This is a genomic window from Streptomyces amritsarensis (genome assembly GCF_001953875.1).
Classification (GTDB): domain Bacteria; phylum Actinomycetota; class Actinomycetes; order Streptomycetales; family Streptomycetaceae; genus Streptomyces; species Streptomyces amritsarensis.
Window position 1 is genome coordinate 1 of record NZ_MQUR01000072.1, and the last position, 25661, is coordinate 25661.

The window sequence follows — 25661 nt, forward strand, 5'->3', positions numbered from 1 at the left end:
CAGCACAGAGAGTGCTGCCGGGGCGGTTTCGTTGCAGAACAGCAGGCGCAGATTAACGCTTGCTGTACTGCGGAGCCTTACGGGCCTTCTTGAGACCGGCCTTCTTGCGCTCGACCGCACGGTCGTCGCGGGAGAGGAAGCCGGCCTTCTTCAGCGCCGGGCGGTTGTTGTCCACGTCCGCCTCGTTCAGCGCACGGGCCACGCCGAGGCGCAGGGCGCCGGCCTGGCCGGAGACGCCGCCACCCGAGATGCGGGCGATGACGTCGTAGCGGCCGTCGAGCTCGAGCAGCTTGAAGGGCTCGTTGACTTCCTGCTGGTGCACCTTGTTGGGGAAGTAGTCCTCAAGGGTGCGACCGTTGATCTTCCACTTGCCGGTGCCCGGAACGATCCGGACGCGGGCGATGGCGTTCTTGCGACGGCCCAGGCCGGCGGCCGGCTGGGGGTCGCCGAAGCGACCGGCAAGGGACTCGGAGGTGTAGTCGCCCTCGACGACGACCTCGGACTCGGTGGTGTACTCCTCGACGCCCTCGAACTCGTCGACGGGGGTCTCGGCGGTGGTCTCGGCCACGATGCTCCTCAGAATTCTCTGTGTCTTAGGGGGTGGCCGGAACTACTGCGCGACCTGGGTGATCTCGAACGGCACCGGCTGCTGGGCAGCGTGGGGGTGCTGGTCGCCCGAGTAGACCTTCAGCTTCGAGAGCATCTGACGGCCCAGGGAGTTCTTCGGGAGCATGCCCTTGACGGCCTTCTCGACGGCCTTCTCCGGGTTGTTCGCCAGCAGGTCGTCGTAACGCACGGAGCGCAGACCGCCCGGGAAGCCGGAGTGGCGGTAGGCCATCTTCTGGGAGGCCTTGTTGCCGGACAGGTGCACCTTGTCGGCGTTGATGATGACGACGAAGTCACCCATGTCCATGTGAGGGGCATAGGTCGGCTTGTGCTTGCCCTTGAGGAGGGTGGCGGCCTGGGTCGCCAGACGACCGAGGACGACGTCCTGGGCGTCGATGACGAGCCACTGGCGCGAGATGTCGCCGGGCTTGGGGCTGAACGTACGCACGCGTATGCCTTCGCTTCTTCAGTGGTGGTATCCCACGGGCGCAAGCCCAGCGGGAAGGTCCTGACAGGGTCACCACGGACGATCACGACAGCCCTCGCTCACATCGGGGACGCAACCCGTGTGAACGGCCAACTGCTGGTCATCGGTCCGGTGGACCGGCGTAAGGCCCTTTCACGTGAGAATGAGAAAGCCAATACGCATAACAAACCAGCAGGATACCCAAGCAAACCCGTACGGGTCAAAACGCGGTCCGCGATGCCGATTCTGCTGGCGTCGCGGCGCACTCCGGTTCGGTCCTGGGTGGGGACCCCGCAGTTGTTACGGGCTCCAGAATAACCTGCCCGGAGCGCAGTGCACGACGCGCCAGCAGATACGCGAGCCCGCAGAGCGTGGCGCAGTCCTTGAAGGCGCGCCGCTTGTGGGCCAGCTCCGAGGGCCACGGGACCAGGGCCAGCTGCGGCGTCAACGCCAGCCAGAACCAGGGCGAGCGGGGCATCGAGCCCGGCCGCACCGCCGAGGCCAGCAGCAGCGGCAGCACCACGAGCAGGTAGTGGTCGAAGGACGGCCGCGACACCAGGAATGCGGCGAGCATCACCATGCAGGCCGTCTCCACGAGACGCAGCTCACCCCCGTCGGCCTCCTGCTCCGTACGCCGCCACCGCGCCCGGGCCGCCCACAGCCCGGCCGCGGCACCGGCGAAGGCCACCAGCACCGCCAGCGCCTGCGGCACCCCCAGCCGCGGCAGCACCGCTATCGGCGAGGCGTCCCAGGGCAGCGCGTACGCGTCCTGCCCCTGGAGCAGGAACGGCAGCGTCTTGGTGAAGAACAGCGACGGGCTCGGCATCAGCAGCGCCCCCGCCAGCGACATCCCCAGCGGCACCAGCACCGCCGCCGCCAGCCCGCGCCACTGGCGGGCCAGCAGGAACAGCAGCCCGATCGGCACCAGCATCGGCTTGCAGGCGACGGCCAGCCCGACCACCAGCCCGGCCGCACCCCACGACCGCCGGTGCGCCAGCAGCAGCGCCACGGGCAGCGCGGCCGCCGAGACGGCCGTCCAGTTGCCGATCAGCACCAGGTTCGCCCACGGCTTGTAGGCCAGGGCGAACACGGCGAGACCGCCGACCGCGAAGCGCGAGCGCAGCGGCACCGAGAACAGCCGCAGGGCGGCCAGCCAGCCGACGCCCAGCAGCCCCGCCATCGCGACCGGCAGGATCCAGCGCAGCACCCCCCGCGGCACCAGCGCCTCCGGCACCGCCATGAGCACGGCGCTGGGCAGGTAGAGGAAGCGCTTGTCCTCGTACGGCGAGCCGCCCTCCAGCAGCGTCTGCGCGGCCTTGACGACGAAGGCGTTGTCCGAGCCCCAGTTCGCCCGCAGGCTCGTGGAGACGCAGATCCCGAGGAGCACCGCGAGGGAGACCACCTGCCAGGAGCGGGGGGCCGGCCGCAGCAGCAGGTCGACCAGCCGGTTCCCCGGGGCCCGCGCCTCCCACCTCATCAGCCAGATGCCAGGCCTCAGGCCCACGACGCCCCTCCCTCACCGCCGAGCCACCGCTCAGCGCTTGCGTTCGACCCTGCGTTCGTCCCAGACGGGCTCCTGAGTCTCCCGCACAACACCGTCCGAACCGAAGACCAGGTAACGGTCAAATGTGCGCGCGAACCAGCGGTCGTGCGTCACGCACAGCACGGTCCCGTCGTAGGACTCCAGGCCGTCCTGGAGGGCCTCCGCGGACTCCAGGTCGAGGTTGTCGGTGGGCTCGTCGAGCAGCAGCGCCGTGGTGCCCGCCAGCTCCAGGAGCAGGATCTGGAAACGGGCCTGCTGGCCGCCCGAGAGCTTCTCGAAGGGCTGCTCGGCCTGGCGCTCCAGCTCGTAGCGGCGCAGGGCCCCCATCGCCTGCCCCAGGGGCTTGGCCGCCTCCGTCCACAGGATGTCGACGAGCGTGCGGCCGAACAGCTCCGGGTGGGCGTGGGTCTGCGCGAAATGGCCGGGAACCACCCGTGCGCCCAGCTTCCAGACACCGGTGTGCCGCACGTCCTCGCCCGCCAGCAGCCGCAGGAAGTGCGACTTGCCGGAGCCGTTCGAGCCGAGCACCGCGACCCGCTCCCCGTAGAAGACCTCCAGGGAGAACGGCTTCATCAGCCCGGTGAGCTCCAGGGTCTCCACGGTCAGCGCGCGCACGCCGGTCCGGCCGCCCTTGAGCCGCATCGTGATGTCCTGCTCGCGCGGCGGCTCCGGGGGCGGGCCGGCCTCCTCGAACTTCTTGAAGCGGGTCTGCATCGCGTGATAGCGCGAGGCCATGTCGGGGCTGCTCGCGGCCTGGTTGCGCAGCCGCAGCACCAGGGCCTTCAGCCGCGCGTGCTCCTCGTCCCAGCGCCGCCTGAGCTCCTCGAAGCGGGCGAAGCGCTCCTTGCGGGCCTCGTGGTACGTGCCGAAGCCGGCGCCGTGCACCCACACGTCCGAGCCCATCGGGCTCGCCTCCAGGCTGATGATCTTCTCGGCGGCCTGGGTCAGCAGCTCCCGGTCGTGGGAGACGAACAGGACCGTCTTGCGGGTGGCCTTCAGCTGCTCCTCCAGCCACCGCTTGCCCGGGACGTCGAGGTAGTTGTCCGGCTCGTCGAGCAGCAGCACCTCGTCGGGTCCGCGCAGCAGCGCCTCCAGCACGAGCCGCTTCTGCTCACCGCCGGAGAGCGTGCGCACCTCGCGGAACTGCGCGGAGTCGTACGGGATGGCCAGCGCGGCCGTCGTGCAGACGTCCCACAGGGTCTCCGCCTCGTAGCCCTGCACGTCGGCCCAGTCGCTGAGGGCCTGCGCGTAGGCCATCTGCGCGGCCTCGTCGTCCACCGTCATGATCAGGTGCTCGGCGCGGTCGACGGCCTTCGCGGCCTCGCGGATCCGCGGCTGGGACACCGAGACCAGCAGGTCCCGTACGGTCGTCTCGTCCCGTACGGAGCCCACGAACTGGGACATCACGCCGAGGCCGCCGCTGATGGACACGCCGCCGCCGTGCGGCTGCAGCTCCCCGGAGATCAGCTTCAGCAGGGTGGTCTTGCCGGCGCCGTTCGCCCCCACCAGCGCGACCACCGCCCCCTCCCCCACACGGAAGGAGACGTCGGGGAGCAGGACCCGCCCGTCGGGAAGGTAGTACTCCAAATGGCTGGCTTCAAGATGTCCCATGCCGGGCATTGTCCAGGTCGGCGCGCGATCCGCCCAAACGATTTGGCTGCGGCTCAGCAGCAGCCGGCGGCCGGCAGGGTCCGCATGTTGCGTGCTTCCTTGCTGCGGGCGGCCAGCAGCTCGTCGGCCGGGTAGCCGACCTCCTCCAGGGTCAGCCCGTGCGGCTTGACCACGTGCACCGAGGAGTCCCGTACGGCGGCGGCCAGCACCTTGCCGGGCCAGTCGGTGGGCCGGTGCCCGTCCCCGACGTGCAGCAGGGCGCCCACCAGGGAGCGGACCATGTTGTGGCAGAAGGCGTCGGCGCGGACGGTCGCGGTGACGATGCCGTCCTCGGCGCGCTCCCAGCTGAGCTGCTGGAGCGTGCGGATCGTCGTGGCGCCCTCGCGCTTCTTGCAGTACGCGGCGAAGTCGTGCTCGCCCAGCAGCGGGGCGGCGGCCTCGTTCATGGCGTCCACGTCGAGGGGCCACTGGTGCCAGAGCACGTGGCCGCGGCGCAGCGGGTCCACGCCGCCCTGGTGGTCGCCGACGCGGTAGGCGTAGCGGCGCCAGATGGCCGAGAAGCGCGCGTTGAAGCCCTCGGGGGCCTCGGCGACCTTCCACACCCGTACGTCGTGCGGGAGCCGGCCGGCGAGGCGGCGCAGCAGCTTGTCGTGGTGTTCGGCCCAGACCTCCTCGGCCAGGTCGAGCTGCGCGACCTGCCCGCGGGCGTGCACGCCCGCGTCCGTGCGCCCGGCCACGGTCAGCTCGACGGGCTCCTTCAGCCGCATCACGGTCTGCAGGGCGCTCTCCAGCTCCCCCTGGACCGTCCGCAGCGTGCGCTGCTTCGCCCAGCCGGAGAAGTCCTTGCCGTCGTAGCTCAGGTCCAGCCGTACCCGGACGTGTCCGGGTTCCACCTCGTCACTCACGTGACCGATCCTCTCAGAATCACCCATATGCAGAACGGGCCCGCCCCGGAAGGGGGCGGGCCCGTTCAGAGCCGTTCAAGCAAGCGTGATCCCGGGGGGATCAGGCCTCCTTGGTCTCCTCGGCGGGGGTCTCGACGGCCTCCGCCTCCTTGACCGCGCGCTTGGTGGCGGCCTCGGCCTCACCGGTGGCCTGCTGGGCGACCGTGAGGGCCTCGACCAGCTCGATCACGGCCATCGGGGCGTTGTCGCCACGACGGTTGCCGATCTTGGTGATGCGCGTGTAACCACCGGGGCGGTTCTCGTAGCGCGGGGCGATCTCGGTGAACAGCGTGTGCACGATGCTCTTGTCCGTGATCGTCTGCAGCACCAGGCGACGGTTGTGGATGTCGCCCTTCTTGGCCTTGGTGACCAGACGCTCGGCGTAGGGACGCAGGCGGCGGGCCTTGGCCTCGGTGGTGGTGATGCGGCCGTGCTCGAAGAGCGCCTTCGCGAGGTTCGCGAGGAGGTGCTTCTCGTGCGCGGCGGAGCCGCCCAGGCGGGCACCCTTTGCGGGACGCGGCATTGTTACTCCTTCAAATCTGCACCGGCCGTGTCAGGTACCGGAGTCAGTTCCCTCAAGCGGTCGCGAGAGGGTGGGTGCGGGGGGCGTGAGCCCCCCGCAAGCTTTCTCAGTACTGCTCGGTCTCGACGAAACCGGCGTCCGCGTCGTCGTCGGCGCCGAAGGCGTCGGCGGCGGCGGTCGGGTCGAATCCGGGCGGGCTGTCCTTGAGGGCCAGGCCCATGCCGGCCAGCTTCGCCTTGACCTCGTCGATCGACTTCGCACCGAAGTTGCGGATGTCGAGCAGGTCGGCCTCGGAGCGGGCGACGAGCTCACCCACGGAGTGGATGCCCTCGCGCTTGAGGCAGTTGTACGACCGGACGGTGAGCTCGAGCTCCTCGATCGGCAGCGCAAGGTCGGCGGCCAGGGCGGCGTCCGTCGGGGACGGGCCCATGTCGATGCCCTCGGCGTCGATGTTGAGCTCGCGGGCCAGACCGAACAGCTCGACCAGGGTCTTGCCGGCGGACGCCATGGCGTCGCGCGGGCGCATGGCCTGCTTGGTCTCGACGTCGACGATCAGCTTGTCGAAGTCGGTGCGCTGCTCGACTCGGGTCGCCTCGACCTTGTAGGTGACCTTGAGGACCGGGCTGTAGATGGAGTCGACCGGGATGCGGCCGATCTCCTGGCCCAGCTGCTTGTTCTGGACGGCGGAGACGTAGCCGCGACCGCGCTCGACGGTCAGCTCCATCTCCAGCTTGCCCTTGCCGTTGAGCGTGGCGAGGACGAGGTCGGGGTTGTGCACCTCGACACCGGCCGGGGGCGCGATGTCGGCGGCGGTGACCAGGCCCGGACCCTGCTTGCGCAGGTACATCACGACCGGCTCGTCGTGCTCCGAGGAGACGACCAGCTGCTTGATGTTGAGGATGATGTCCGTGACGTCTTCCTTGACGCCCGGCACGGTGGTGAACTCGTGCAGGACGCCGTCCACGCGGATGCTGGTGACAGCGGCACCCGGGATGGAGGACAGAAGGGTACGGCGCAGGGAGTTGCCGAGGGTGTAACCGAAGCCCGGCTCCAGGGGCTCGATCACGAACCGCGAGCGGTACTCGTCTACGACCTCTTCGGTCAGCGACGGACGCTGAGCGATAAGCATGTCTGTGTTCCTTCTTTCGTGGACGCCCACTATTTGACGCCCGACGGGAGGCCGTACCTGGGGTACGGCTACTGCAAGGGTACGGGCGGTACGTCCCCAGAAGGGGTCGTACCGCCCGGACACTCAAAGACGCAACGGTGCGTCCGCTGCGTCAGACGCGGCGGCGCTTCGGCGGGCGGCAGCCGTTGTGCGGGGTGGGGGTGACGTCCTGGATCGAGCCGACCTCGAGGCCGGTGGCCTGGAGGGAGCGGATCGCGGTCTCACGGCCGGAGCCGGGACCCTTGACGAAGACGTCGACCTTGCGCATGCCGTGCTCCTGCGCGCGGCGGGCGGCCGACTCGGCGGCCATCTGCGCGGCGAAGGGGGTGGACTTGCGCGAGCCCTTGAAGCCGACGTGGCCGGCGGAGGCCCAGGAGATCACGTTGCCGGACGGGTCCGTGATCGAAACGATGGTGTTGTTGAACGTGCTCTTGATGTGGGCGTGCCCGTGAGCGACGTTCTTCTTTTCCTTGCGGCGCACCTTCTTGGCAGCGCCCTGACGACCCTTGGGGGGCATCTAAATCTCCTACGGGAGGTGGTCGGTCCTACAGCGCAAGACCGCTGAACAGGACTACTTCTTGCCCGGCTTCTTCTTACCGGCGATCGCGCGACGCGGGCCCTTGCGGGTACGCGCGTTCGTGCTGGTGCGCTGACCGTGCACCGGGAGGCCGCGACGGTGGCGGATGCCCTGGTAGCACTGGATCTCGATCTTGCGGCGGATGTCGCCCTGGATCTCGCGGCGGAGGTCACCCTCGGTACGGAGGTTGGCGTCCACGTACTCGCGGATCTTGACGAGGTCCTCTTCGGCCAGGTCACGAACGCGGGTGTTCGGGTTCACGCCGGTGGAGGCGAGGATCTCCTTGGACCGGGTGCGCCCGATACCGAAGACGTAGGTGAGTGCGATCTCCACACGCTTTTCGCGCGGGATGTCAACACCGGAAACGCGTGCCATTCAATGGCTCCTGTGTGTTCGGGGGTCTTCCACAGAACCGATCCCGACCGCCGACCACCCGAGCGGGTGATGGTACGTCCGGGTCCCCGGCCCCCGCCGGAGGTGCCGCCGGCCCTTGCGGGGCTGGGCGGGTTCTGCGTATGTACGTTTTCTTACGTCGCGCGAAGAACTGCGTTAAGGCAGGTCGGTCGGCGTGCGTCAGCCCTGGCGCTGCTTGTGGCGCAGGTTGTCGCAGATGACCATGACCCGGCCGTGACGGCGGATCACCTTGCACTTGTCGCAGATCTTCTTGACGCTCGGCTTGACCTTCATGTTGGTGAGGTTCTCCGGGTCAGTGCCACCACCCGCACCGGGACGGACGCCCAGGCAGGAGTGAGAGCAAGATCTACTTGTATCGGTAGACGATCCGGCCACGCGTCAGGTCGTACGGAGAGAGCTCCACGACGACCCGGTCATCGGGCAGGATGCGGATGTAGTGCATGCGCATCTTCCCGCTGATGTGCGCGAGGACCTTGTGACCGTTCTGGAGTTCCACCTTGAACATCGCGTTCGGGAGGGACTCGATCACGGTGCCCTCGATCTCGATGGCACCTTGCTTCTTGGCCACGCTTCGCCTTTCGAATCGGCTACCTTGATCGGCCCCGTGCGCCATGCAGGCATGGAAGTGCACGAGAGCCGACGAGTCAGTCTACGTCAGGGCACCCAGAAAGACGAATCCGGAAAGTTTGCCCCAGAGTCTAGATCATTAACCGAGGGGGTCCGGAGCCGTGGTGACCCCGTACTCCGCCAGCTTCGCCTTGCCGCAGTCCGGGCTGGTCAGCACGATCGGACCCGCCTCCGTCAGCGCGATGGAGTGCTCCCAGTGCGAGGACCAGGTGCCGTCCGTCGTGATGACCGTCCAGTCGTCCGAGAGGACCTCCGTCTGGGCGGTGCCGAGCGAGACCATCGGCTCGATCGCCAGGCAGACGCCCGGCACGAGCTTGATCCCCTTGCCCCGCTTGCGCGAGACGTAGTTCAGCAGGTGCGGGTCCATGTGCATCTCGGACCCGATGCCGTGGCCGCCGTAGTCCTCGATGATCCCGAACTTGCCGCGGCTGTTCTCACCGGCGGCGGGACGGGGCTGGCGCTTGATGTACGTCTCGATCGCCTTGGAGATGTCCACGAGGCGGTTGCCCAGCTTCATGGCGGCGATGCCGGCCCACATGGACTCCTCGGTGACCCGGGACAGCTCCACCAGCTCCGGCGCGTGGCCGGTGCCCACGAAGGCCGTGTACGCGGCGTCTCCGTGCCAGCCGTCCACGATCGCGCCGGCGTCGATCGAGATGATGTCGCCGTCCTTGAGGACGGTCTTGTCGTCCGGGATGCCGTGGACGACGACCTCGTTCACCGAGGTGCAGATCGTCGCGGGGAAGCCGCCGTAGCCGAGGAAGTTCGACTTCGCCCCGGCGTCCGCGATGACCTTGCGGGCCACCATGTCCAGATCCCGCGTCGTGGCGCCCGGCACGGCCGCCTCACGGGTCGCCGCATGGATCGCGGCGACGACCAGCCCCGCCTCGCGCATCTTCGCGATCTGCTCGGGGGTCTTGATCTGCACCATAGGGCCGTGCCTTCCAGCTTCGAAACGGGTCTTCTCAACAGTACGGCCGCGATGCCCTGGGGACACCGCGGCCGTACCTGTACTGCGGGGGACTACTTCTGCAGGGCGTCCATGGCGCGCTTCGTGACGTCCGCGACCTCGCCGAGGGCCGGGATGGTCACCAGCAGGCCCTGGGCCTTGTAGTAGTCGATGATCGGCTCGGTCTGCGTGTGGTAGACCTCCAGCCGGTTGCGCACCGTGGCCTCGGAGTCGTCACCGCGCTGGTAGAGCTCGCCACCGCACTGGTCGCAGACGCCCTCGGTCTTCGGGGCGGCGTACACGACGTGGAAGACGTGCGCGGACTCGTTGCGGCAGACGCGGCGGCCGGCGATGCGCTTGACGACCTCGTCCTCCTCGACCTCGAGGTCGAGGACGGCGTCGAGCTTCATGCCCGACTCCTCCAGCATCACGTCGAGGGCCTCGGCCTGGGAGACGTTGCGCGGGAAGCCGTCGAGCAGGAAGCCGCCGGCGGCGTCGGGCTGCTCCATCCGGTCCTTGGCCATACCGATGGTGATCTCGTCCGGGACGAGGTCGCCGGCGTCCATGAACGCCTTGGCGCGCAGGCCCAGCTCGGTGCCCTGGCTGATGTTGGCCCGGAACAGGTCGCCCGTGGAGATGTGCGGGATCGACAGGTTCTTGGCAAGGAACGCGGCCTGCGTTCCCTTGCCCGCACCGGGCGGTCCGACGAGGACGATTCGCATCAGCGGAGGAACCCTTCGTAGTTACGCTGCTGGAGCTGGCTCTCGATCTGCTTCACGGTTTCCAGACCCACACCCACGATGATGAGGATGCTCGTCCCGCCGAACGGGAAGTTCTGGTTCGCTCCGAAGCCGGCCAACGCCATCGTCGGCACAAGAGCGATGAGACCCAGGTACAGCGACCCCGGCCAGGTGATCCGGTTGAGCACGTAGCTCAGGTACTCGGCGGTGGGTCGACCGGCGCGGATACCGGGGATGAACCCACCATACTTCTTCATGTTGTCTGCAACTTCCTCGGGGTTGAACGAGATCGCCACGTAGAAGAACGCGAAGAAGACGATCAGGAGGAAGTAGACCGCGATGTAGTACGGGTGGTCGCCCTTGACGAAGTGCTTCTGGATCCAGGTGGCCCAGCCCGCGGTGGACCCGCTGAACTGCACGACCAGTGCCGGGATGTAGAGCAGCGACGAGGCGAAGATGACGGGGATGATGCCCGCCTGGTTCACCTTGAGCGGGATGTAGGTAGAGGTACCGCCGTAGGCACGGCGGCCGATCATGCGCTTCGCGTACTGGACCGGGATGCGGCGCTGCGCCTGCTCGACGAAGACCACCAGGCCCACCATCGCGAGGCCCACCAGCATGACGACGCCGAACTCGACCCAGCCGTCGGCGATCTTGCCCTGGAGCTTGATCTGCCACAGGGCGCCGATGAAGCCGGCGGCGATCGAGATGAACATGAGGATCGACATGCCGTTGCCGATGCCGCGGTCGGTGATGAGCTCACCGAGCCACATGACGACGCAGGTACCGGCGGTCATGGTGACCACCATGACGACCGTGGTGAAGATCGACCGGTCGGGAACGATCTGGCTGGCGACCTGGCACCCCTGGAACAGGGCGCCGGTCCGGGCGGTGGCGACGAGGCCGGTGCCCTGGAGGATCGCGAGCGCGACCGTCAGATAGCGCGTGTACTGAGTGATCTTCGCCGTGCCGGACTGGCCCTCTTTCTTGAGGGTCTCCAGCTTCGGGATGACCACGGTCAGCAGCTGCAGAATGATGCTCGCCGTGATGTACGGCATGATGCCGAGCGCAAAGATCGTGATCTGCAGCAGCGCGCCACCGCTGAACATGTTGACGAGGCCGAACAGACCATTGCTGCTTCCGGCCTGTTCCACGCAGATCTGTACGTTCTTGTAGCTCACGCCGGGGACCGGGACATGCGACCCGAGCCGGAACAGCACGATGATGCCGAGCGTGAAGAGCAGCTTCTTGCGCAGGTCGGGCGTCTTGAACGCCCGGGCGAACGCGGTGAGCACGGTGCCTCCTGCGACCCCCGCGCTACTGCGTCAGAGGTGACGGTCTGAGAGGGATCGACGTATACGACAAAGCAATGGTGCACGCCACCTTACCGGCGAGTGTGCCCCCCGTGGAACGACCAACCGGGGATGCCCCATATGTGAGGCATCCCCGGTCGGGTTTTGAGCTATTCAGCCACTGAAATCGTCTTAGACGAGCTCGGTGACAGTGCCGCCGGCAGCGGCAATCTTCTCCTTGGCGGAGGCGGAGACGGCGTCAACCGAAACCTGCAGCGCCACGGAGAGCTCGCCCTGGCCCAGGACCTTGACGAGGCTGTTCTTGCGAACCGCGCCCTTGGCGACCAGGTCGGCCACCGTGACTTCTCCACCCTCGGGGTAGAGAGCACTGAGCTTGTCCAGGTTCACGACCTGGAACTCGGTGCGGAACGGGTTCTTGAAGCCCTTGAGCTTCGGCAGGCGCATGTGGAGGGGCATCTGCCCACCCTCGAAGCGCTGCGGGATCTGGTAACGGGCCTTCTGGCCCTTCGTACCACGACCGGCCGTCTTACCCTTCGACGCCTCACCACGACCGACACGGGTCTTCGCGGTCTTGGCACCGGGGGCGGGACGGAGGTTGTGGGCCTTCAGCGGGCTGTTCTCAGCCATGATTAGTCAACCTCCTCAACCGTCACGAGGTGGCGGACGGTGTGCACCATTCCGCGGAACTCGGGGCGGTCCTCCTTGACGACGACGTCGTTCAGGCGCTTGAGCCCGAGCGAACGCAGCGTGTCGCGGTGGTTCTGCTTGCTGCCGATGTACGACTTCGTCTGCGTGATCTTGAGGCGGGCCATCAGACACCCGCCCCAGCGCGCGCACGGAGCAGAGCCGCGGGAGCGACGTCCTCGAGGGGCAGACCGCGGCGAGCCGCGATCTCCTCGGGACGCTGCAGGCCCTTGAGGGCCTCCACGGTCGCGTGCACGATGTTGATCGCGTTGTCGGAGCCGAGCGACTTCGACAGGATGTCGTGAACGCCGGCGCACTCCAGAACGGCGCGCACCGGGCCACCGGCGATAACACCGGTACCGGGGGAAGCAGGCTTCAGCAGGACAACGCCGGCCGCCTTCTCGCCCTGGATCGGGTGCGGGATGGTGCCCTGGATGCGGGGAACCTTGAAGAAGTTCTTCTTGGCTTCCTCGACGCCCTTGGCGATGGCCGCGGGAACTTCCTTGGCCTTGCCGTAACCGACACCTACGGTGCCGTCACCGTCACCCACCACGACGAGCGCGGTGAAGCTGAAGCGACGACCACCCTTGACAACCTTGGCGACACGGTTGATCGCGACAACGCGCTCAACGTAAGCGGTCTTCTCGGCGGCAGCGCCACCGTCGCGACCCTTCCGGTCCCGCCGCTCGCCGCCACCGGCACCGCTTCCGCGGCGCTGGGGTCCAGCCATTGGATTACCTCTCTCTGTTACGTCCGTGAGTCCCGGAACCGGGGCTTAGAACTTCAGCCCGGCTTCGCGGGCGGCGTCAGCCAGAGCGGCAATGCGCCCGGCGTATCGGTTGCCACCGCGGTCAAAGACGACGGTCTCGACACCCGCGGCCTTGGCACGCTCGGCGACGAGCGCGCCGACAGCCTGGGCCTGGGCGCTCTTGTCGCCTTCGCCACCGCGGATCGAAGCGTCCAGGGTCGACGCCGACGCCAGGGTGTGGCCCTGGAGGTCGTCGATGACCTGAGCAACGATGTTGCGGTTGGAACGCGTCACGACGAGGCGCGGACGCTCCGCCGTACCCGAGACGTTCTTGCGGATGCGGATGTGGCGGCGAGCCTTGGCAGCGCGCTTGTACGCGTCGCCCTTGGCGATCTTCACACCGTATGCCATGGCTACTTACCAGCCTTTCCGACCTTGCGGCGGATGACCTCGCCGGCGTACTTGACACCCTTGGCCTTGTACGGGTCGGGCTTCCGCAGCTTGCGGATGTTGGCGGCGACCTCGCCGACCTTCTGCTTGTCGATGCCCTCGACCGAGAACTTGGTCGGCGACTCGACCTTGAAGGAGATGCCCTCGGGCGCCTCCACCAGGATCGGGTGGCTGTAGCCGAGCTGGAACTCCAGGTCGGAGCCCTTCGCGGCCACGCGGTAACCGACACCGCTGATCTCGAGAGCCTTGACGTATCCCGTGGTCACACCGGTGATCATGTTCGCCACCAGCGTGCGGGACAGGCCGTGCAGGGCCTTGTTCTGACGCTCGTCGTTCGGACGGGTGACGTTCAGAACGCCGTCCTCGTCCTTGACAACTGCGATGGGCGCCTTAACGGTGTGCGCGAGGGAACCCTTGGGGCCCTTCACGTTGACCGTCTGGCCATCGATGGTGACGTCCACACCGGCGGGAACCTGGATGGGGAGCTTGCCGATTCGCGACATTGCTTTTCCTCCGTTCCCGACTACCAGACGTAGGCGAGGACTTCCCCACCTACGCCCTTCTTGCCTGCCTGCTGGCCGGTCAGGAGACCGTGGGACGTGGAGATGATCGCCACGCCCAGGCCGCCGAGGACCTTCGGCAGGTTGGTGGACTTCGCGTACACGCGCAGACCGGGCTTCGAGATCCGCTTGATGCCCGCGATGGAGCGCTCACGGTTCGGCCCGAACTTCAGCTCGAGGACGAGGTTCTTGCCGACCTCGGCGTCCTCGACCTTCCAGCCGGTGATGAAACCCTCCTGCTTGAGGATCTCCGCGATGTGCGACTTGATCTTGCTGTGCGGCATCACGACGGTGTCGTGGTACGCCGAGTTAGCGTTACGCAGACGCGTGAGCATGTCTGCGATGGGGTCAGTCATGGTCATGAAGTGGCCTTCGGCCTCTCTCGCCGGGGTTTCCTGTATGCGCCATCCCTCTCCCCACTCAGTGGCGGGACGGGTGCGGCACGGGGACCTACGGCGTAGTAAGTCGGTAGGGCGGCGGACGCCCAACCCCACAAGCCTACGGCATGCGGGCAGGGCGGTCCGCCGACCTGATGCTTACCGAGAGCGTCTGGAATACCTCAACACCCAAAGGGCGTGGGGATTACCAGGAGCTCTTGGTCACGCCCGGCAGCTCGCCACGGTGAGCCATCTCACGGAGGCACACGCGGCAGAGGCCGAACTTGCGGTACACGGAGTGGGGGCGACCGCAGCGCTGGCAGCGGGTGTACGCACGCACACCGAACTTGGGCTTACGGGCAGCCTTCGCGATGAGAGCCTTCTTCGCCATCTCGCTTACGCCTCCTTGAAGGGGAAGCCGAGGTGACGAAGGAGCGCGCGGCCCTCAGCGTCGTTGGTCGCCGTGGTGACCACGGTGATGTCCATACCCCGGGTACGGTCGATCTTGTCCTGGTCGATCTCGTGGAACATGACCTGCTCCGTGAGACCGAAGGTGTAGTTGCCACGGCCGTCGAACTGCTTCGGCGACAGACCACGGAAGTCACGGATACGCGGCAGCGCGAGCGACAGCGTACGGTCCAGGAACTCCCACATACGGTCACCACGGAGGGTGACGTGGCAGCCGATCGGCTGACCCTCACGCAGCTTGAACTGCGCGATGGACTTGCGGGCCTTCGTGACGGCCGGCTTCTGACCGGTGATCGTCGTCAGGTCGCGGATGGCGCCGTCGATCAGCTTCGAGTCACGGGCGGCGTCGCCGACACCCATGTTCACGACGATCTTGACGAGGCCGGGGATCTGCATGACGTTCTCGTAGGAGAACTCCTCACGCAGCTTGCCCGCGATCTCCTCGCGGTACTTCGTCTTCAGACGCGGAGTGGTAGCCATCAGATGTCCTCACCCGTGCGCTTGGCAACGCGGATCTTGTTGCCCTCGTCGTCGAAGCGGTAACCGACGCGGGTGACGACCTTCTTGCCGTCCTTCTCCACGACCAGCTGGACGTTGGACACGTGGACCGGAGCCTCGGTGATCACGATGCCACCGGCCTGGTTCTGGCCGGCCTTGGTGTGCTTCTTGACCCGGTTGACACCCTCGACGAGGACGCGGTTCTCGGCGGGGAAGGCGACGATGACCTTGCCCTGCTTGCCCTTGTCCTTACCGGTGATGACCTGTACCAGGTCGCCCTTCTTGATCTTCATGCTTACAGCACCTCCGGCGCGAGCGAGATGATCTTCATGAACTTCTTCTCGCGCAGCTCACGGCCGACGGGGCCGAAGATACGGGTGCCGCGAGGGTCGCCGTCGTTCTTCAGAATGACGGCGGCGTTCTCGTCGAAGCGGATGTACGAGCCGTCCTGGCGGCGGCGCTCCTTGACGGTGCGAACGATGACCGCCTTGACGACGTCACCCTTCTTCACGTTGCCACCGGGGATCGCGTCCTTGACGGTGGCGACGATGACGTCACCGATGCCCGCGTAGCGGCGACCGGAGCCACCGAGAACACGGATGCAAAGGATCTCCTTGGCACCAGTGTTGTCGGCGACACGCAGTCGCGACTCCTGCTGGATCACGTCTATCTCCTGTTTGTCTGCCGGTTCCCGGCGGGGGCCGCGCTACGCGAGCGGAGCCCCCACCGAGCCTGGCGGAACGAACCTAAGGGAAACCCCTCAGGTGCTTACTTGGCCTTCTCGAGGATCTCGACGATGCGCCAGCGCTTGCTCGCCGACAGCGGACGCGTCTCCATGATGAGGACGCGGTCGCCGACGCCGGCAGCGTTCTGCTCGTCGTGAGCCTTGAGCTTGTTCGTACGGCGGATGACCTTGCCGTACAGCGCGTGCTTGACGCGGTCCTCGACGGCGACGACGACGGTCTTGTCCATCTTGTCGCTGACGACCAGACCCTCACGGGTCTTGCGGAAGCCGCGCTCGGTCTTCTCAGTCACGTTGTTCTCGCTCATCAGGCGTTCTCCACCGTCTCGATACCGAGCTCACGCTCGTGCATCAGGGTGTAGATGCGAGCGATGTCCTTACGGACGGACTTGAGCCGGCCGTTGTTCTCCAGCTGGCCGGTGGCCGCCTGGAAACGGAGCTTGAACAGCTCCTCCTTGGCCTCGCGCAGCTTGGCAACGAGCTCCTCGTTGCCGAGCTCGCGGAGCTCGGACGCCTTGGTTCCCGTCGCCATCACGACTCACCTGCCTCGCGCTTGACGATCCGGCACTTCATCGGCAGCTTGTGGGCCGCACGAGTGAGGGCCTCACGCGCAATCTTTTCGTTCGGGTAGGACAGCTCGAACATGACCCGGCCCGGGTGCACGTTCGCGATCCACCACTCCGGGGAGCCCTTACCGGAACCCATGCGGGTCTCGGCAGGCTTCTTCGTCAGCGGGCGGTCCGGGTAGATGTTGATCCAGACCTTGCCGCCACGCTTGATGTGGCGGGTCATCGCGATACGAGCCGCCTCGATCTGGCGGTTCGTCACGTAGGCGGGGGTGAGCGCCTGGATGCCGTACTCGCCGAACGAGACCTCAGTACCGCCCTTGGCCATACCGCGGCGCTTCGGGTGGTGCTGCTTGCGGTGCTTGACCCTACGAGGGATCAGCATGTCGGTCAGGCCTCCGTTCCGGTGCTCTCGGCCGGAGCGGCGGCGGGAGCGTCGGCCTTGGGGGCCTCGGCACCAGCAGCCTGCTGCGGCTTGCGGCCACCACGGCCGCCGCGCTCGCCACCACGGCCACCACGGCCGGCGGGACGGTCGCCAGCGCCGGCACCACGGGCCGGGCGGTTACCCGCACGGGCCGCAGCGTTCTCGGCGCGAACCTCGGCGATGTTCTTGACGTCGCCCTTGTAGATCCAGACCTTCACGCCGATCCGGCCGAAGGTGGTCTTGGCCTCGAAGAAGCCGTAGTCCACGTTCGCGCGCAGCGTGTGCAGCGGCACACGACCCTCGCGGTAGAACTCGGAGCGGGACATCTCGGCGCCGCCGAGACGGCCGCCACACTGGATCTTGATGCCCTTGGCGCCGGCCTTCATCGTGCCCTGCATGCTCTTGCGCATGGCACGACGGAAGGAGACGCGGGAGGAGAGCTGCTCGGCAACGGCCTGGGCGACGAGCTGAGCGTCGAGCTCGGGGTTCTTGACCTCGAGGATGTTCAGCTGGACCTGCTTGCCCGTGAGCTTCTCGAGGTCGCCGCGGATGCGGTCGGCCTCGGCGCCACGGCGGCCGATGACGATGCCAGGACGAGCGGTGTGGATGTCCACACGCACGCGGTCACGGGTGCGCTCGATCTCAACCTTCGAGATGCCGGCGCGCTCCATGCCGGACGTCATCATCCGACGGATGGCGACGTCTTCCTTGACGTAGTCCTTGTACAGCTTGTCGGCGTACCAGCGGGACTTGAAGTCCGTGGTGATGCCGAGTCGGAACCCGTGCGGGTTTACCTTCTGGCCCATTACCGGGAACCTTCCTTGCTGCTGACGACCACGGTGATGTGGCTGGTCCGCTTGCGGATCCGGTAGGCACGGCCCTGGGCACGCGGACGGAACCGCTTCAGGGTCGGGCCCTCGTCCACGTACGCCTCGCTGATGACCAGCGTGGAGGCGTCCGGGTGGTTGTAGTTGTGCGCGGCGTTGGCAATGGCGCTGTCCAGCACCTTGCCGACGGGCACGCTCGCGGCCTGCGGGGCGAAACGCAGGACCGCCTGAGCCTCCGTGGCATCCATGCCACGGATAAGGTCCACCACGCGGCGGGCCTTCATGGGCGTGACGCGGATGTACCGCGCCTGGGCCCTGGCTTCCATGGTTGTCCCTTCGGTGTAAGTCATAGTCGTAACCACCCCGCCTTTAGCGGCGCTTCGACTTCCGGTCGTCCTTGACGTGGCCGCGGAAGGTGCGAGTCGGCGAGAACTCGCCGAGCTTGTGGCCGACCATCGACTCGGTGACGAACACCGGGACGTGGGTCTTGCCGTTGTGCACCGCGATGGTGTGACCCAGCATGCTGGGGATGATCATCGAGCGACGGGACCAGGTCTTGATGACGTTCTTGGTGCCGGCTTCGTTCTGGGCGTCCACCTTCTTTACGAGGTGGTCGTCGACGAAGGGCCCCTTCTTGAGACTGCGCGGCATCTAAACCCGCTCCTAGCGCTTCTTGTTCGTCTTGCGGCGGCGGACGATGTACTTGTTCGAAGCCTTCTTCGGCGAACGAGTACGACCCTCCTTCTGACCCCACGGGGAGACCGGGTGGCGACCACCGCTGGTCTTGCCCTCACCACCACCGTGCGGGTGGTCAACCGGGTTCATCGCGACACCGCGGACGGAGGGGCGGACGCCCTTCCAGCGCATGCGGCCGGCCTTGCCCCAGTTGATGTTCGACTGCTCGGCGTTGCCGACCTCGCCGACCGTGGCGCGGCAGCGCGCGTCGACGAGACGGATCTCACCGGACGGCATACGAAGGTGGGCCATCACGCCCTCCTTCGCCAGCAGCTGCACGGAGGCACCAGCGGAACGCGCGAACTTGGCGCCGCCACCGGGGCGGAGCTCGATCGCGTGGATCGTGGTACCGACCGGGATGTTGCGGAGCGCGAGGTTGTTGCCCGGCTTGATGTCGGCCGTCGGGCCGTTCTCGATCCGGTCACCCTGCTGCAGGCCGCGCGGCGCGATGATGTAGCGCTTCTCGCCGTCGGCGTAGTGCAGCAGCGCGATGCGCGCGGTGCGGTTGGGGTCGTACTCGATGTGCGCGACCTTGGCCGGCACGCCGTCCTTGTCGTGACGACGGAAGTCGATCACGCGGTAGGCGCGCTTGTGGCCACCACCCTGGTGGCGAACGGTCACACGACCGGTGTTGTTACGGCCGCCCTTGCTGTGCAGCGGGCGGACCAGCGACTTCTCCGGCGTGGACCGCGTGATCTCGACAAAGTCGGCGACGCTGGAGCCACGACGGCCCGGGGTCGTCGGCTTGTACTTGCGGATACCCATTTCTCAGTCCTCGTCCGATTCCGGACGACTAGACCTCCGTTAGGAGGCCTGGCCGCCGAAGATGTCGATACGGTTGCCCTCGGCAAGGGTCACGATGGCGCGCTTGGTGTTGGCGCGCTTGCCGAAACCGGTCTTGGTGCGCTTGCGCTTACCCTGACGGTTGATCGTGTTGACCCCGGTGACCTTGACCGAGAAGACCGCCTCGACGGCCTGCTTGATCTGGGTCTTGTTGGCGCCGGGCGCGACGATGAACGTGTACTTGTTCTCGTCCAGCAGCGCGTAGCTCTTCTCCGAGACGACCGGCTTGATCAGCAGGTCGCGCGGGTCGGTGAAGGTCTTGCTGGTAACGGTCGCCTCAGACATCAGGCGTCGCTCCCTTCGGTCTCATCGGCCTTGGGGCCAGACACGAAGGACTCGAGCGCGGCCTGGGTGAAGACCACGTCGTCAGAGACGATCACGTCGTACGTGTTCAGCTGGCCCGGCTCCAGGATGTGAACCTGGGGCAGGTTGCGGGCGGACAGCCACGCGGCCTCGTCGGCACGCTCGACGACCAGGAGCAGGTTCTTGCGCTCCGAGATCTTGCCGAACAGCGTCTTGGCGGCCTTCGTGGAGACGGCACCCTCGACCACGCCGGTGACGACGTGGATGCGGGAGTGACGCGCACGGTCCGAGAGGGCACCGCGGAGGGCGGCGACCTTCATCTTCTTGGGGGTCCGCTGCGAGTAGTCACGCGGCTGCGGGCCGTGGACGACGCCACCGCCGGCGAACTGCGGAGCGCGGGTCGAACCCTGACGGGCGCGGCCGGTGCCCTTCTGGCGGTAAGGCTTCTTGCCACCACCACGGACTTCGCCACGGGTCTTGGTCTTGTGCGTGCCCTGACGGGCAGCGGCCAGCTGGGCGACGACGACCTGGTGGATCAGCGGAACGCTGGTCTTCGCGTCGAAGATCTCCGCGGGGAGCTCGACGGTACCGGCCTTGTCGCCTGCCGGCGAAAGGATGTCAATGGTGCTCATTAACCTCAAGCCCCCTTGGCCGCGGTACGGACCAGGACGAGGCCGCCGTTCGGACCGGGGACTGCGCCCTTGATGAGGAGCAGGCCCTTCTCCGCGTCTACCGCGTGGATGGTCAGGTTCTGGGTGGTGACGCGCTCGTTACCCATGCGACCGGCCATGCGCATGCCCTTGAAGACACGCCCAGGGGTGGCGCAGCCACCGATCGAACCGGGGGAGCGGTGCTTGCGCTGCACACCGTGACCGGCGCCGAGGCCCCGGAAGTTGTGCCGCTTCATGACACCGGCGAAGCCCTTGCCCTTGCTGTTGCCCGTGACGTCAACCTTGACGCCGGACTCGAACACCTCAGCAGTGATCTCCTGGCCGAGCGTGTACTCGCTGGCGTCGGAGGTGCGGAGCTCCACCAGGTGGCGGCGGGGGGTCACGTCGGCCTTGGCGAAGTGGCCCTTGAGGGGCTTGTTCACCTTGCGCGGGTCGATCTCGCCGAAGGCGATCTGGACCGACTCGTAGCCGTCGATGTCGTTCGTACGGACCTGGGTAACGACGCAGGGCCCGGCCTTGACGACGGTCACCGGGACGACACGGTTGTTCTCGTCCCAGACCTGGGTCATGCCGAGCTTCTCGCCCAGGACGCCCTTGATCTGCTTTGCCATCTTCTCGACGCCTCTCAGAGCTTGATCTCGATGTCAACGCCGGCCGGAAGGTCCAGGCGCATCAGCGAGTCAACGGTCTTGGGCGTCGGGTCGAGGATGTCGATCAGGCGCTTGTGCGTGCGCATCTCGAAGTGCTCGCGCGAGTCCTTGTACTTGTGCGGCGACTTGATGACGCAGTACACGTTCTTCTCAGTGGGCAGCGGCACCGGGCCCGCGACCGACGCACCAGTGCGCGTCACCGTCTCGACGATCTTCTTCGCCGAGGAGTCGATGACCTCGTGGTCGTAGGCCTTGAGCCGGATGCGGATCTTCTGTCCCGCCATGGCTACTCCGTAGTCCTGTCTCTATGTGGAAACGCTCTGGCCCCCGGTCGGCTGCGGGACGGGGTCCCGCGGCCTCTCCTCCGACCCACGCGGTCGGGCGTGTCGCACTCCCTCCACAGAAAATTCCCATACGGAAATTCCCTCGTCCAAGGGGGTGCGGTCCCATGACCGCGATTCGGGGGAGAAACACCCACCGAGTGCCTGGTGGGCACCGTGCTGACACTTCCCAGAAGATTCCCGTACGTCCGTCCCCATTGCTGCCCCGAGAGGCAGATTAAGGACGACGAGTACTGTGGGACTCGCTTCCGGTCCTCCCGGCGGGAGGCGCGCAGCATCGGCACTCAGCCGAGCAACTTGAGTAGTCTGCCATACGAGACACGTACCTGGCCAATCGGGCCGAAGAGAATACCCCGCCACGCTGAGTGGTCAAACTGCGCCGCGCCCTACGCCCGGCGGGGTGACTCTCCCTGGTCAGGACCGGGACACCGTCCCGCAGCCCGCGTCCGATCCGGGCGCGGCGAGCTCCTTGCTCCGGTCGTACGGATCCACCGGCGTCCCGGACGGCGTGGGGCCGGTCACGGGGTCGTCGTCGAAGGCCGGGTGGAGGAAGCCGTCGTACCGGTCGCAGGCGCTGTTGCCGATGTCCACGTTGTACGTGACGAGCCGCAGCTTGCCGGGGGTCGCCTGCCACTTCCGGGGGTCGGCGATCGCGAAGGTGGCCGTGCGCCGGACGATCGTCCGCTCCACCTGGTCCGCGCCCGGCTTGGCCTTCACGAACGGGTAGACGAAGGTGTAGTCGGTCAGCACCTGGGCCTGGCCCGGGTGCTCGCCCTCGGCCAGCCACATCCGGCCGCGCACCTTGACCACGTCGCCGACGGGCTTCAGCTCCGCCGGGTTCGCCCGGCTGAACAGGTTCAGCGGGTCCTTCTCGGCGGAGGGCGCCGTCAGCGACTGCTCCAGGTGCTCCGAGACCCCTTCCAGCTTCGTGTCGAGCAGCTCCAGCGCGCCCGCCGGCCGCTCCCCGCGCAGGGTGGCCGGGTCCAGGTTTGCCGTGATCAGGAACGTCCTGACCTTCGTCAGGGCGTCCGCCACCTGCGCCTTGGTCATGCTGCCCACCGCGGTGGCCTCCGGCAGCTCGATGCCCGCCGCGCCGTCGGCCCACTGCGCGGCCGGAGAGCCGCGGAAAGGCTCCTTCAGGGTCGGCATGTCCGGGTACAGCTCCTCGGGAGCCGCGGTCGGCCGTACGGACTCGGCGGGCAGCGGCGCGGCCGTCCTGGCGTCCGTACGGGCCTGCGCCTTGCCCGTGAGGCGGTCGATGACCAGCTCCGGCCGTACGGCGATCAGTGCGAGCCCTGCGATCAGGACGACGGCCGCGAAGGCCTTGAGGCGCCTCTTGCGCCTGCCCCTGCCCTGCATCTCCTGCCACGCCGGGCCGGTGCGCCAGCCCGGGGGCTCCTGGCCCCGGCGGCGCTCCTCGCGCAGCCGCTCGGTCACCATGCGCGCCCGCGCGGACGGCTCCTTCGGCGCCTCCCCCGATCCCGCGGCGGCCTGCTCCATGAACCGGGCCCACTCCTCGTCGGAGACACCCGCCCTGTCGTCGTTCTTGCCCATGCCCCTGTCCTCCCCTTGGTCCGCATGCCCGCCCCCACACGCGTGAGGGGCTCCGCACCCTCCGGTGCGGAGCCCCTCACCTGCGCGTAAGCGTGTTCACGCGCTTAGCTGAAGTACCCCGTGATGTCCGCGATGAGGTCCACGGAGCCCGAGTTGTTGTAGAAGCTGACCTTGCCGTCCACCACGGGCACGACCACCAGGTTGGGGATGGTGAGGCCGGGGGTGAAGTTCAGGTTCGAGGCGCTCGTACGGGTCGTGCCGCTCGGGAACACCGACACGAAGCTGGCCTCGGTCGGGTTCGTCGCGGTCACGTTCAGCACGACGGCCTTGATCCCGGCGGCCGGGACACCGCCGATGCCCGCCACGGGCAGCGTGACGACGCTGCCGCCGGTGACGGGGCCCTTGCGGACGCCGGTCCCGGTGCGGGTGTCCATCAGGCGCTTCGGGCCGAAGTTCGCGTGCGTGGCGCCCGCGTCGCTGTCGGAGAAGTAGCCGGTGATGTCCGCGATGAGGTCGACGGTGCCCTGGTTGTTGTAGAAGCTGACCTTGCCGTCCACGACGGGTACGACCACCAGGTTGGGGATCGTCTGGCCCGGGGTGAAGTTCAGGTTCGACGCGCTGGAGCGGGTCGTGCCGCTCGGGTACACCGACACGAAGCTCGGCTGCGTCGGGTTGGTCGCCGTCACGTTCAGCACGACGGCCTTGACGCCGGTGGCCGGGACGCCGTCGACGCCCGCCACGGGCAGCGTGACCACGCCGCCGGCGGCGACCGGGGCGGCCGGGACGCCGGTGCCCGTGCGGGTGTCCATCAGGCGCTTGGGGCCGAAGTTGGTCTGGGTGGCGCCGTCACCGGTCGAGGTGAAGTAGCCCGTGATGTCCGCGATGAGGTCGACGGTGCCCTGGTTGTTGTAGAAGCTGACGCTCCCGTTGATCACCGGCACGACCACCAGGTTGGGGATCGTCTTCCCCGGCGTGAAGTTCAGGTTCGACGCGCTGGAGCGGGTCGTGCCGCTCGGGAACACCGACACGAAGCTCGGCTGCGTGGGGTTGGTCGCCGTCACGTTCAGCACCACCGCGGTGGGGGTTCCGCCGGTTGCCGCCGCCACCGGCAGGGTGACCACCTCGCCGCTGCCGACCGGGCCCTTGCGGACGCCCAGGCCCTCGCGGGTGTCCATCAGGCGCTTCGGGGTCAGGGGGACGAACTTGGCGCCCTTGACGTCCGCTTCGACGGTGACGGCGAGGCTCGTGGAGACCTTGCCGTTGGCGGCGGTCGCCCGGACCCGGACCTCGTGCTTGCCGTCGGTCACCACGGCGGTCGCCTTGCGGCCGGCTCCGTCGGTGACCGCGGTGGCCTCGCCGTCCACGAGGAGCTCGAACTTGGCCAGCCGGCCGGTGGCCGTGCTGGTGGTCCAGTCGACGGTGAGGGCGGCGCCGCTCGGGAGGGTGGCGCCCGGGGCGGCGGTCGCGCCGTTCACCGAGGCGATCTTCAGCTGGGCCGCGGGGCCCGACGTGCGCACCGTGTCGAGCTGCGGGTACAGCTGGTGGCCCGGGCACTCGGTGTTGAAGCCGTCGCGGTGACCCGAGAGCGACTTGAACTGGTACTGCTGCCCGGCGGTGAAGGAGGTGCCGGCGTAGTTCTTCTGCGTGGCGCCCGCGGTCAGCGTCGCGGTGCCGTTCATGTCGCCGTCGTACTGGCCCAGCTTGTACGCCGCGACCTTGGAGATGCCTTCGAGGGCGGCGGCGGAGGCGCCCGTGTTGGTGTAGTCGCCGAGGACGGAGACGCTCGTCGACTCGGCGTTCCAACCGTAGGTGTGGGCGCCCTGGACGGGCTGGTCCACACCGCCCTGACGGCCCTCGAAGACCGTCCCGCACTTGTCGACGAGGAAGTTGTAGCCGAGGTCGCGCCAGCCGTTGGTCTTCACGTGGTAGACGTGCAGACCGCGGACGATGGCCGCGGACTCGGAGCACTCGTACGGGGCGGAGGCCGCCGTGTGGTGCACGAAGACGGCCTTGATCTTCCCGCCGGGCAGGTAGACCGGGCCCTCGTCGTTCAGGGACTCGTCGGCACCCCACTGCACGCGGGAGACGACGTCCGGCCGCGGGGCGGTCGATTCCGGTCCCGGCGTCGTCGGCGCGGGGTCAACGGCGGGGAGGGAGAAGGCGGCCGGGCCGAGGCCCAGCTCGTTGTTCTTCTTGGCCTTCGCGGCACCCGCACCCGGGTCCACGAGGTTCAGCTCCATGCCGGCGGGCAGTGCGCCGCCCCCGGTCACCCGTACCTCGGCGCCGTCGGACGGGCCGACCCAGACGGGCTCGGTGGCACCGCGCAGGCCCGGGCGCTTGCCGTCGAGGCCGGACTCGGCCTGCTCCAGCACGACCCACTTCGACCACTTGCCGCTGTCGGCGTCACGGGTGCGGGCCTCGATCCTGCCCTTCACCTCGGCCTCGGGGTCGGTCCAGGAGACGCCGAGGAGCCCGAACGGCTCGGTGTCCTGCTGGGAGAGGACGGCCTCGCCCCTGCCCTTCGGCTTGAGGGCGAGCTTGTGCACCTCTCCCTCGACGGGTCCCTTCTCGCGGGCGCGGGCGCTGTAGGGCGACACCTCCTCCCCGTCGGAACCGCCCGTGCCGCTTGCGACGCCCTGTATGCCCAGGACCGCCACGACGCCGAGCGCGGCGGCCAGAGCCGTCCCGCGCGCACGACCTAGTTTCACGTTGTCCCCAACCCCTATGAGAAGCCGCCAG

The 25661-nt window shown here is 67.7% G+C and carries 37 protein-coding genes; all 37 read right to left on the minus strand.

Going from position 1 to position 25661, the window contains the following annotated elements; genetic code table 11:
• Nucleotides 1-52 precede the first annotated feature (52 nt).
• The 37 genes from rpsI to AVW11_RS25840 all read right to left on the minus strand — a co-directional run bounded on the left by rpsI (nucleotide 53) and on the right by AVW11_RS25840 (nucleotide 25630).
• On the minus strand, nucleotides 53-568 hold the full coding sequence (gene rpsI, locus AVW11_RS25655; protein WP_030773858.1) for a 30S ribosomal protein S9: 516 nt from the start codon (nucleotides 566-568) through the stop codon (nucleotides 53-55).
• Nucleotides 569-610: 42 nt separating this feature from the next.
• Nucleotides 611-1054 carry a 50S ribosomal protein L13 gene (gene rplM / locus AVW11_RS25660; protein ID WP_030842706.1) on the minus strand — a complete coding sequence of 148 codons (444 nt, stop codon included), beginning with the start codon at nucleotides 1052-1054 and terminating at the stop codon, nucleotides 611-613.
• A gap of 238 nt (nucleotides 1055-1292) precedes the next feature.
• Nucleotides 1293-2576: a glycosyltransferase family 87 protein gene (locus AVW11_RS25665; protein WP_225884910.1), complete on the minus strand. Its 1284-nt coding sequence runs from the start codon at nucleotides 2574-2576 to the stop codon at nucleotides 1293-1295.
• A gap of 30 nt (nucleotides 2577-2606) precedes the next feature.
• Nucleotides 2607-4226: an ABC-F family ATP-binding cassette domain-containing protein gene (locus AVW11_RS25670; RefSeq protein WP_076046148.1), complete on the minus strand. Its 1620-nt coding sequence runs from the start codon at nucleotides 4224-4226 to the stop codon at nucleotides 2607-2609.
• A gap of 53 nt (nucleotides 4227-4279) precedes the next feature.
• Nucleotides 4280-5131, minus strand: coding sequence for a tRNA pseudouridine(38-40) synthase TruA (truA, locus tag AVW11_RS25675; RefSeq protein WP_076046150.1), 852 nt, complete (start codon nucleotides 5129-5131; stop codon nucleotides 4280-4282).
• A 100-nt stretch (nucleotides 5132-5231) separates the two neighbouring features.
• Nucleotides 5232-5693: a 50S ribosomal protein L17 gene (gene rplQ, locus AVW11_RS25680; protein ID WP_030154710.1), complete on the minus strand. Its 462-nt coding sequence runs from the start codon at nucleotides 5691-5693 to the stop codon at nucleotides 5232-5234.
• 106 nt (nucleotides 5694-5799) lie between these two features.
• Entirely contained in the window at nucleotides 5800-6822 is a 1023-nt protein-coding gene (locus AVW11_RS25685; protein ID WP_007265920.1) for a DNA-directed RNA polymerase subunit alpha, read from the minus strand.
• Between the two features lie 151 nt (nucleotides 6823-6973).
• Nucleotides 6974-7378, minus strand: a complete 405-nt coding sequence (gene rpsK, locus AVW11_RS25690; protein WP_003956432.1) for a 30S ribosomal protein S11 — start codon at nucleotides 7376-7378, stop codon at nucleotides 6974-6976.
• A 54-nt stretch (nucleotides 7379-7432) separates the two neighbouring features.
• Entirely contained in the window at nucleotides 7433-7813 is a 381-nt protein-coding gene (gene rpsM, locus AVW11_RS25695) for a 30S ribosomal protein S13 (protein WP_007265919.1), read from the minus strand.
• Between the two features lie 198 nt (nucleotides 7814-8011).
• Complete coding sequence (gene rpmJ / locus AVW11_RS25700; RefSeq protein ID WP_003956441.1) at nucleotides 8012-8125, minus strand: 50S ribosomal protein L36; 114 nt, start codon at nucleotides 8123-8125, stop codon at nucleotides 8012-8014.
• Nucleotides 8126-8198: 73 nt separating this feature from the next.
• Nucleotides 8199-8420: a translation initiation factor IF-1 gene (gene infA, locus AVW11_RS25705; protein WP_003956442.1), complete on the minus strand. Its 222-nt coding sequence runs from the start codon at nucleotides 8418-8420 to the stop codon at nucleotides 8199-8201.
• 138 nt (nucleotides 8421-8558) lie between these two features.
• Nucleotides 8559-9410, minus strand: coding sequence for a type I methionyl aminopeptidase (gene map / locus AVW11_RS25710; protein ID WP_030842694.1), 852 nt, complete (start codon nucleotides 9408-9410; stop codon nucleotides 8559-8561).
• A gap of 92 nt (nucleotides 9411-9502) precedes the next feature.
• Entirely contained in the window at nucleotides 9503-10150 is a 648-nt protein-coding gene (locus AVW11_RS25715) for an adenylate kinase (protein WP_030842691.1), read from the minus strand.
• Complete coding sequence (gene secY / locus AVW11_RS25720; protein WP_030026339.1) at nucleotides 10150-11463, minus strand: preprotein translocase subunit SecY; 1314 nt, start codon at nucleotides 11461-11463, stop codon at nucleotides 10150-10152. The genes AVW11_RS25715 and secY overlap by 1 nt, the downstream gene beginning before the upstream one ends.
• A gap of 189 nt (nucleotides 11464-11652) precedes the next feature.
• The gene (gene rplO, locus AVW11_RS25725) at nucleotides 11653-12108 is read right to left on the minus strand and encodes a 50S ribosomal protein L15 (protein ID WP_030842688.1); all 456 of its coding nucleotides are present in this window, start codon (nucleotides 12106-12108) and stop codon (nucleotides 11653-11655) included.
• 2 nt (nucleotides 12109-12110) lie between these two features.
• Nucleotides 12111-12293, minus strand: a complete 183-nt coding sequence (gene rpmD / locus AVW11_RS25730; protein ID WP_005313525.1) for a 50S ribosomal protein L30 — start codon at nucleotides 12291-12293, stop codon at nucleotides 12111-12113.
• Entirely contained in the window at nucleotides 12293-12895 is a 603-nt protein-coding gene (gene rpsE / locus AVW11_RS25735) for a 30S ribosomal protein S5 (protein WP_007265914.1), read from the minus strand. Before rpsE ends, rpmD begins: the two co-directional genes overlap by 1 nt.
• 45 nt (nucleotides 12896-12940) lie before the next feature.
• Nucleotides 12941-13324, minus strand: a complete 384-nt coding sequence (gene rplR / locus AVW11_RS25740) for a 50S ribosomal protein L18 (RefSeq protein ID WP_030026334.1) — start codon at nucleotides 13322-13324, stop codon at nucleotides 12941-12943.
• Between the two features lie 2 nt (nucleotides 13325-13326).
• Nucleotides 13327-13866, minus strand: a complete 540-nt coding sequence (gene rplF / locus AVW11_RS25745; RefSeq protein ID WP_030773832.1) for a 50S ribosomal protein L6 — start codon at nucleotides 13864-13866, stop codon at nucleotides 13327-13329.
• A 20-nt stretch (nucleotides 13867-13886) separates the two neighbouring features.
• Entirely contained in the window at nucleotides 13887-14285 is a 399-nt protein-coding gene (gene rpsH, locus AVW11_RS25750; RefSeq protein ID WP_007265911.1) for a 30S ribosomal protein S8, read from the minus strand.
• 220 nt (nucleotides 14286-14505) lie between these two features.
• Nucleotides 14506-14691: a type Z 30S ribosomal protein S14 gene (locus AVW11_RS25760; RefSeq protein ID WP_003956452.1), complete on the minus strand. Its 186-nt coding sequence runs from the start codon at nucleotides 14689-14691 to the stop codon at nucleotides 14506-14508.
• Nucleotides 14692-14696: 5 nt separating this feature from the next.
• Nucleotides 14697-15248 carry a 50S ribosomal protein L5 gene (gene rplE, locus AVW11_RS25765; protein ID WP_030026331.1) on the minus strand — a complete coding sequence of 184 codons (552 nt, stop codon included), beginning with the start codon at nucleotides 15246-15248 and terminating at the stop codon, nucleotides 14697-14699.
• On the minus strand, nucleotides 15248-15559 hold the full coding sequence (rplX, locus tag AVW11_RS25770) for a 50S ribosomal protein L24 (protein ID WP_030026329.1): 312 nt from the start codon (nucleotides 15557-15559) through the stop codon (nucleotides 15248-15250). Before rplX ends, rplE begins: the two co-directional genes overlap by 1 nt.
• Nucleotides 15560-15561: 2 nt before the next feature.
• Nucleotides 15562-15930, minus strand: coding sequence for a 50S ribosomal protein L14 (gene rplN, locus AVW11_RS25775; protein WP_003956455.1), 369 nt, complete (start codon nucleotides 15928-15930; stop codon nucleotides 15562-15564).
• Between the two features lie 104 nt (nucleotides 15931-16034).
• The gene (rpsQ, locus tag AVW11_RS25780; protein WP_030008467.1) at nucleotides 16035-16316 is read right to left on the minus strand and encodes a 30S ribosomal protein S17; all 282 of its coding nucleotides are present in this window, start codon (nucleotides 16314-16316) and stop codon (nucleotides 16035-16037) included.
• Complete coding sequence (gene rpmC, locus AVW11_RS25785; protein WP_007265907.1) at nucleotides 16316-16540, minus strand: 50S ribosomal protein L29; 225 nt, start codon at nucleotides 16538-16540, stop codon at nucleotides 16316-16318. Before rpmC ends, rpsQ begins: the two co-directional genes overlap by 1 nt.
• A complete protein-coding gene (gene rplP, locus AVW11_RS25790; protein ID WP_030653642.1) occupies nucleotides 16540-16959 on the minus strand; it encodes a 50S ribosomal protein L16 in 420 nt (139 codons plus the stop codon). The genes rpmC and rplP overlap by 1 nt, the downstream gene beginning before the upstream one ends.
• Nucleotides 16960-16964: 5 nt before the next feature.
• A complete protein-coding gene (gene rpsC, locus AVW11_RS25795) occupies nucleotides 16965-17804 on the minus strand; it encodes a 30S ribosomal protein S3 (RefSeq protein WP_007265905.1) in 840 nt (279 codons plus the stop codon).
• Nucleotides 17804-18151 (minus strand): 50S ribosomal protein L22, encoded by a 348-nt coding sequence (gene rplV / locus AVW11_RS25800; RefSeq protein ID WP_007265904.1) that lies wholly within the window; start codon nucleotides 18149-18151, stop codon nucleotides 17804-17806. The genes rpsC and rplV overlap by 1 nt, the downstream gene beginning before the upstream one ends.
• A gap of 43 nt (nucleotides 18152-18194) precedes the next feature.
• Nucleotides 18195-18476 (minus strand): 30S ribosomal protein S19, encoded by a 282-nt coding sequence (gene rpsS / locus AVW11_RS25805; RefSeq protein ID WP_007265903.1) that lies wholly within the window; start codon nucleotides 18474-18476, stop codon nucleotides 18195-18197.
• Nucleotides 18477-18488: 12 nt separating this feature from the next.
• The gene (gene rplB / locus AVW11_RS25810) at nucleotides 18489-19325 is read right to left on the minus strand and encodes a 50S ribosomal protein L2 (protein ID WP_030026325.1); all 837 of its coding nucleotides are present in this window, start codon (nucleotides 19323-19325) and stop codon (nucleotides 18489-18491) included.
• A gap of 39 nt (nucleotides 19326-19364) precedes the next feature.
• Nucleotides 19365-19688 (minus strand): 50S ribosomal protein L23, encoded by a 324-nt coding sequence (gene rplW, locus AVW11_RS25815; protein ID WP_007265901.1) that lies wholly within the window; start codon nucleotides 19686-19688, stop codon nucleotides 19365-19367.
• On the minus strand, nucleotides 19688-20338 hold the full coding sequence (rplD, locus tag AVW11_RS25820) for a 50S ribosomal protein L4 (RefSeq protein ID WP_030653638.1): 651 nt from the start codon (nucleotides 20336-20338) through the stop codon (nucleotides 19688-19690). The genes rplW and rplD overlap by 1 nt, the downstream gene beginning before the upstream one ends.
• A gap of 5 nt (nucleotides 20339-20343) precedes the next feature.
• Nucleotides 20344-20988 carry a 50S ribosomal protein L3 gene (rplC, locus tag AVW11_RS25825; protein WP_007265899.1) on the minus strand — a complete coding sequence of 215 codons (645 nt, stop codon included), beginning with the start codon at nucleotides 20986-20988 and terminating at the stop codon, nucleotides 20344-20346.
• Between the two features lie 14 nt (nucleotides 20989-21002).
• The gene (rpsJ, locus tag AVW11_RS25830) at nucleotides 21003-21311 is read right to left on the minus strand and encodes a 30S ribosomal protein S10 (RefSeq protein WP_003948644.1); all 309 of its coding nucleotides are present in this window, start codon (nucleotides 21309-21311) and stop codon (nucleotides 21003-21005) included.
• Nucleotides 21312-21782: 471 nt separating this feature from the next.
• Nucleotides 21783-22922, minus strand: coding sequence for a hypothetical protein (locus AVW11_RS25835; protein ID WP_030842685.1), 1140 nt, complete (start codon nucleotides 22920-22922; stop codon nucleotides 21783-21785).
• Nucleotides 22923-23026: 104 nt separating this feature from the next.
• Nucleotides 23027-25630: a peptidoglycan recognition protein family protein gene (locus AVW11_RS25840; protein ID WP_143568898.1), complete on the minus strand. Its 2604-nt coding sequence runs from the start codon at nucleotides 25628-25630 to the stop codon at nucleotides 23027-23029.
• Nucleotides 25631-25661: the final 31 nt, after the last annotated feature.

Excerpts from the sequence above, each read along its gene's own strand:
- rpmD (WP_005313525.1), bottom strand. The coding sequence starts at position 12,293 with ATGGCCCGCCTCAAGATCACGCAGACGAAGTCGTACATCGGCAGCAAG.
- rplD (WP_030653638.1), bottom strand. The coding sequence starts at position 20,338 with ATGAGCACCATTGACATCCTTTCGCCGGCAGGCGACAAGGCCGGTACC.
- map (WP_030842694.1), bottom strand. The coding sequence starts at position 9,410 with ATGGTGCAGATCAAGACCCCCGAGCAGATCGCGAAGATGCGCGAGGCG.
- rplX (WP_030026329.1), bottom strand. The coding sequence starts at position 15,559 with ATGAAGATCAAGAAGGGCGACCTGGTACAGGTCATCACCGGTAAGGAC.
- rplE (WP_030026331.1), bottom strand. The coding sequence starts at position 15,248 with ATGGCTACCACTCCGCGTCTGAAGACGAAGTACCGCGAGGAGATCGCG.
- rpsE (WP_007265914.1), bottom strand. The coding sequence starts at position 12,895 with ATGGCTGGACCCCAGCGCCGCGGAAGCGGTGCCGGTGGCGGCGAGCGG.
- rplQ (WP_030154710.1), bottom strand. The coding sequence starts at position 5,693 with ATGCCGCGTCCCGCAAAGGGTGCCCGCCTGGGCGGCTCCGCCGCGCAC.
- rpmJ (WP_003956441.1), bottom strand. The coding sequence starts at position 8,125 with ATGAAGGTCAAGCCGAGCGTCAAGAAGATCTGCGACAAGTGCAAGGTG.
- AVW11_RS25760 (WP_003956452.1), bottom strand. The coding sequence starts at position 14,691 with ATGGCGAAGAAGGCTCTCATCGCGAAGGCTGCCCGTAAGCCCAAGTTC.
- rpsH (WP_007265911.1), bottom strand. The coding sequence starts at position 14,285 with ATGACCATGACTGACCCCATCGCAGACATGCTCACGCGTCTGCGTAAC.
- rplW (WP_007265901.1), bottom strand. The coding sequence starts at position 19,688 with ATGTCTGAGGCGACCGTTACCAGCAAGACCTTCACCGACCCGCGCGAC.
- AVW11_RS25715 (WP_030842691.1), bottom strand. The coding sequence starts at position 10,150 with ATGCGAATCGTCCTCGTCGGACCGCCCGGTGCGGGCAAGGGAACGCAG.
- rpmC (WP_007265907.1), bottom strand. The coding sequence starts at position 16,540 with ATGGCGACGGGAACCAAGGCGTCCGAGCTCCGCGAGCTCGGCAACGAG.
- rpsS (WP_007265903.1), bottom strand. The coding sequence starts at position 18,476 with ATGCCGCGCAGTCTCAAGAAGGGGCCCTTCGTCGACGACCACCTCGTA.
- rpsC (WP_007265905.1), bottom strand. The coding sequence starts at position 17,804 with ATGGGCCAGAAGGTAAACCCGCACGGGTTCCGACTCGGCATCACCACG.
- AVW11_RS25835 (WP_030842685.1), bottom strand. The coding sequence starts at position 22,922 with ATGGGCAAGAACGACGACAGGGCGGGTGTCTCCGACGAGGAGTGGGCC.
- AVW11_RS25685 (WP_007265920.1), bottom strand. The coding sequence starts at position 6,822 with ATGCTTATCGCTCAGCGTCCGTCGCTGACCGAAGAGGTCGTAGACGAG.
- rpsK (WP_003956432.1), bottom strand. The coding sequence starts at position 7,378 with ATGCCCCCCAAGGGTCGTCAGGGCGCTGCCAAGAAGGTGCGCCGCAAG.
- rplO (WP_030842688.1), bottom strand. The coding sequence starts at position 12,108 with ATGGCTGAGAACAGCCCGCTGAAGGCCCACAACCTCCGTCCCGCCCCC.
- rplF (WP_030773832.1), bottom strand. The coding sequence starts at position 13,866 with ATGTCGCGAATCGGCAAGCTCCCCATCCAGGTTCCCGCCGGTGTGGAC.
- rplB (WP_030026325.1), bottom strand. The coding sequence starts at position 19,325 with ATGGGTATCCGCAAGTACAAGCCGACGACCCCGGGCCGTCGTGGCTCC.
- rpsJ (WP_003948644.1), bottom strand. The coding sequence starts at position 21,311 with ATGGCGGGACAGAAGATCCGCATCCGGCTCAAGGCCTACGACCACGAG.
- AVW11_RS25670 (WP_076046148.1), bottom strand. The coding sequence starts at position 4,226 with ATGGGACATCTTGAAGCCAGCCATTTGGAGTACTACCTTCCCGACGGG.
- rpsQ (WP_030008467.1), bottom strand. The coding sequence starts at position 16,316 with ATGAGCGAGAACAACGTGACTGAGAAGACCGAGCGCGGCTTCCGCAAG.
- rplP (WP_030653642.1), bottom strand. The coding sequence starts at position 16,959 with ATGCTGATCCCTCGTAGGGTCAAGCACCGCAAGCAGCACCACCCGAAG.
- rplC (WP_007265899.1), bottom strand. The coding sequence starts at position 20,988 with ATGGCAAAGCAGATCAAGGGCGTCCTGGGCGAGAAGCTCGGCATGACC.
- rplR (WP_030026334.1), bottom strand. The coding sequence starts at position 13,324 with ATGGCATACGGTGTGAAGATCGCCAAGGGCGACGCGTACAAGCGCGCT.
- rpsM (WP_007265919.1), bottom strand. The coding sequence starts at position 7,813 with ATGGCACGCGTTTCCGGTGTTGACATCCCGCGCGAAAAGCGTGTGGAG.
- rplV (WP_007265904.1), bottom strand. The coding sequence starts at position 18,151 with ATGGAAGCCAGGGCCCAGGCGCGGTACATCCGCGTCACGCCCATGAAG.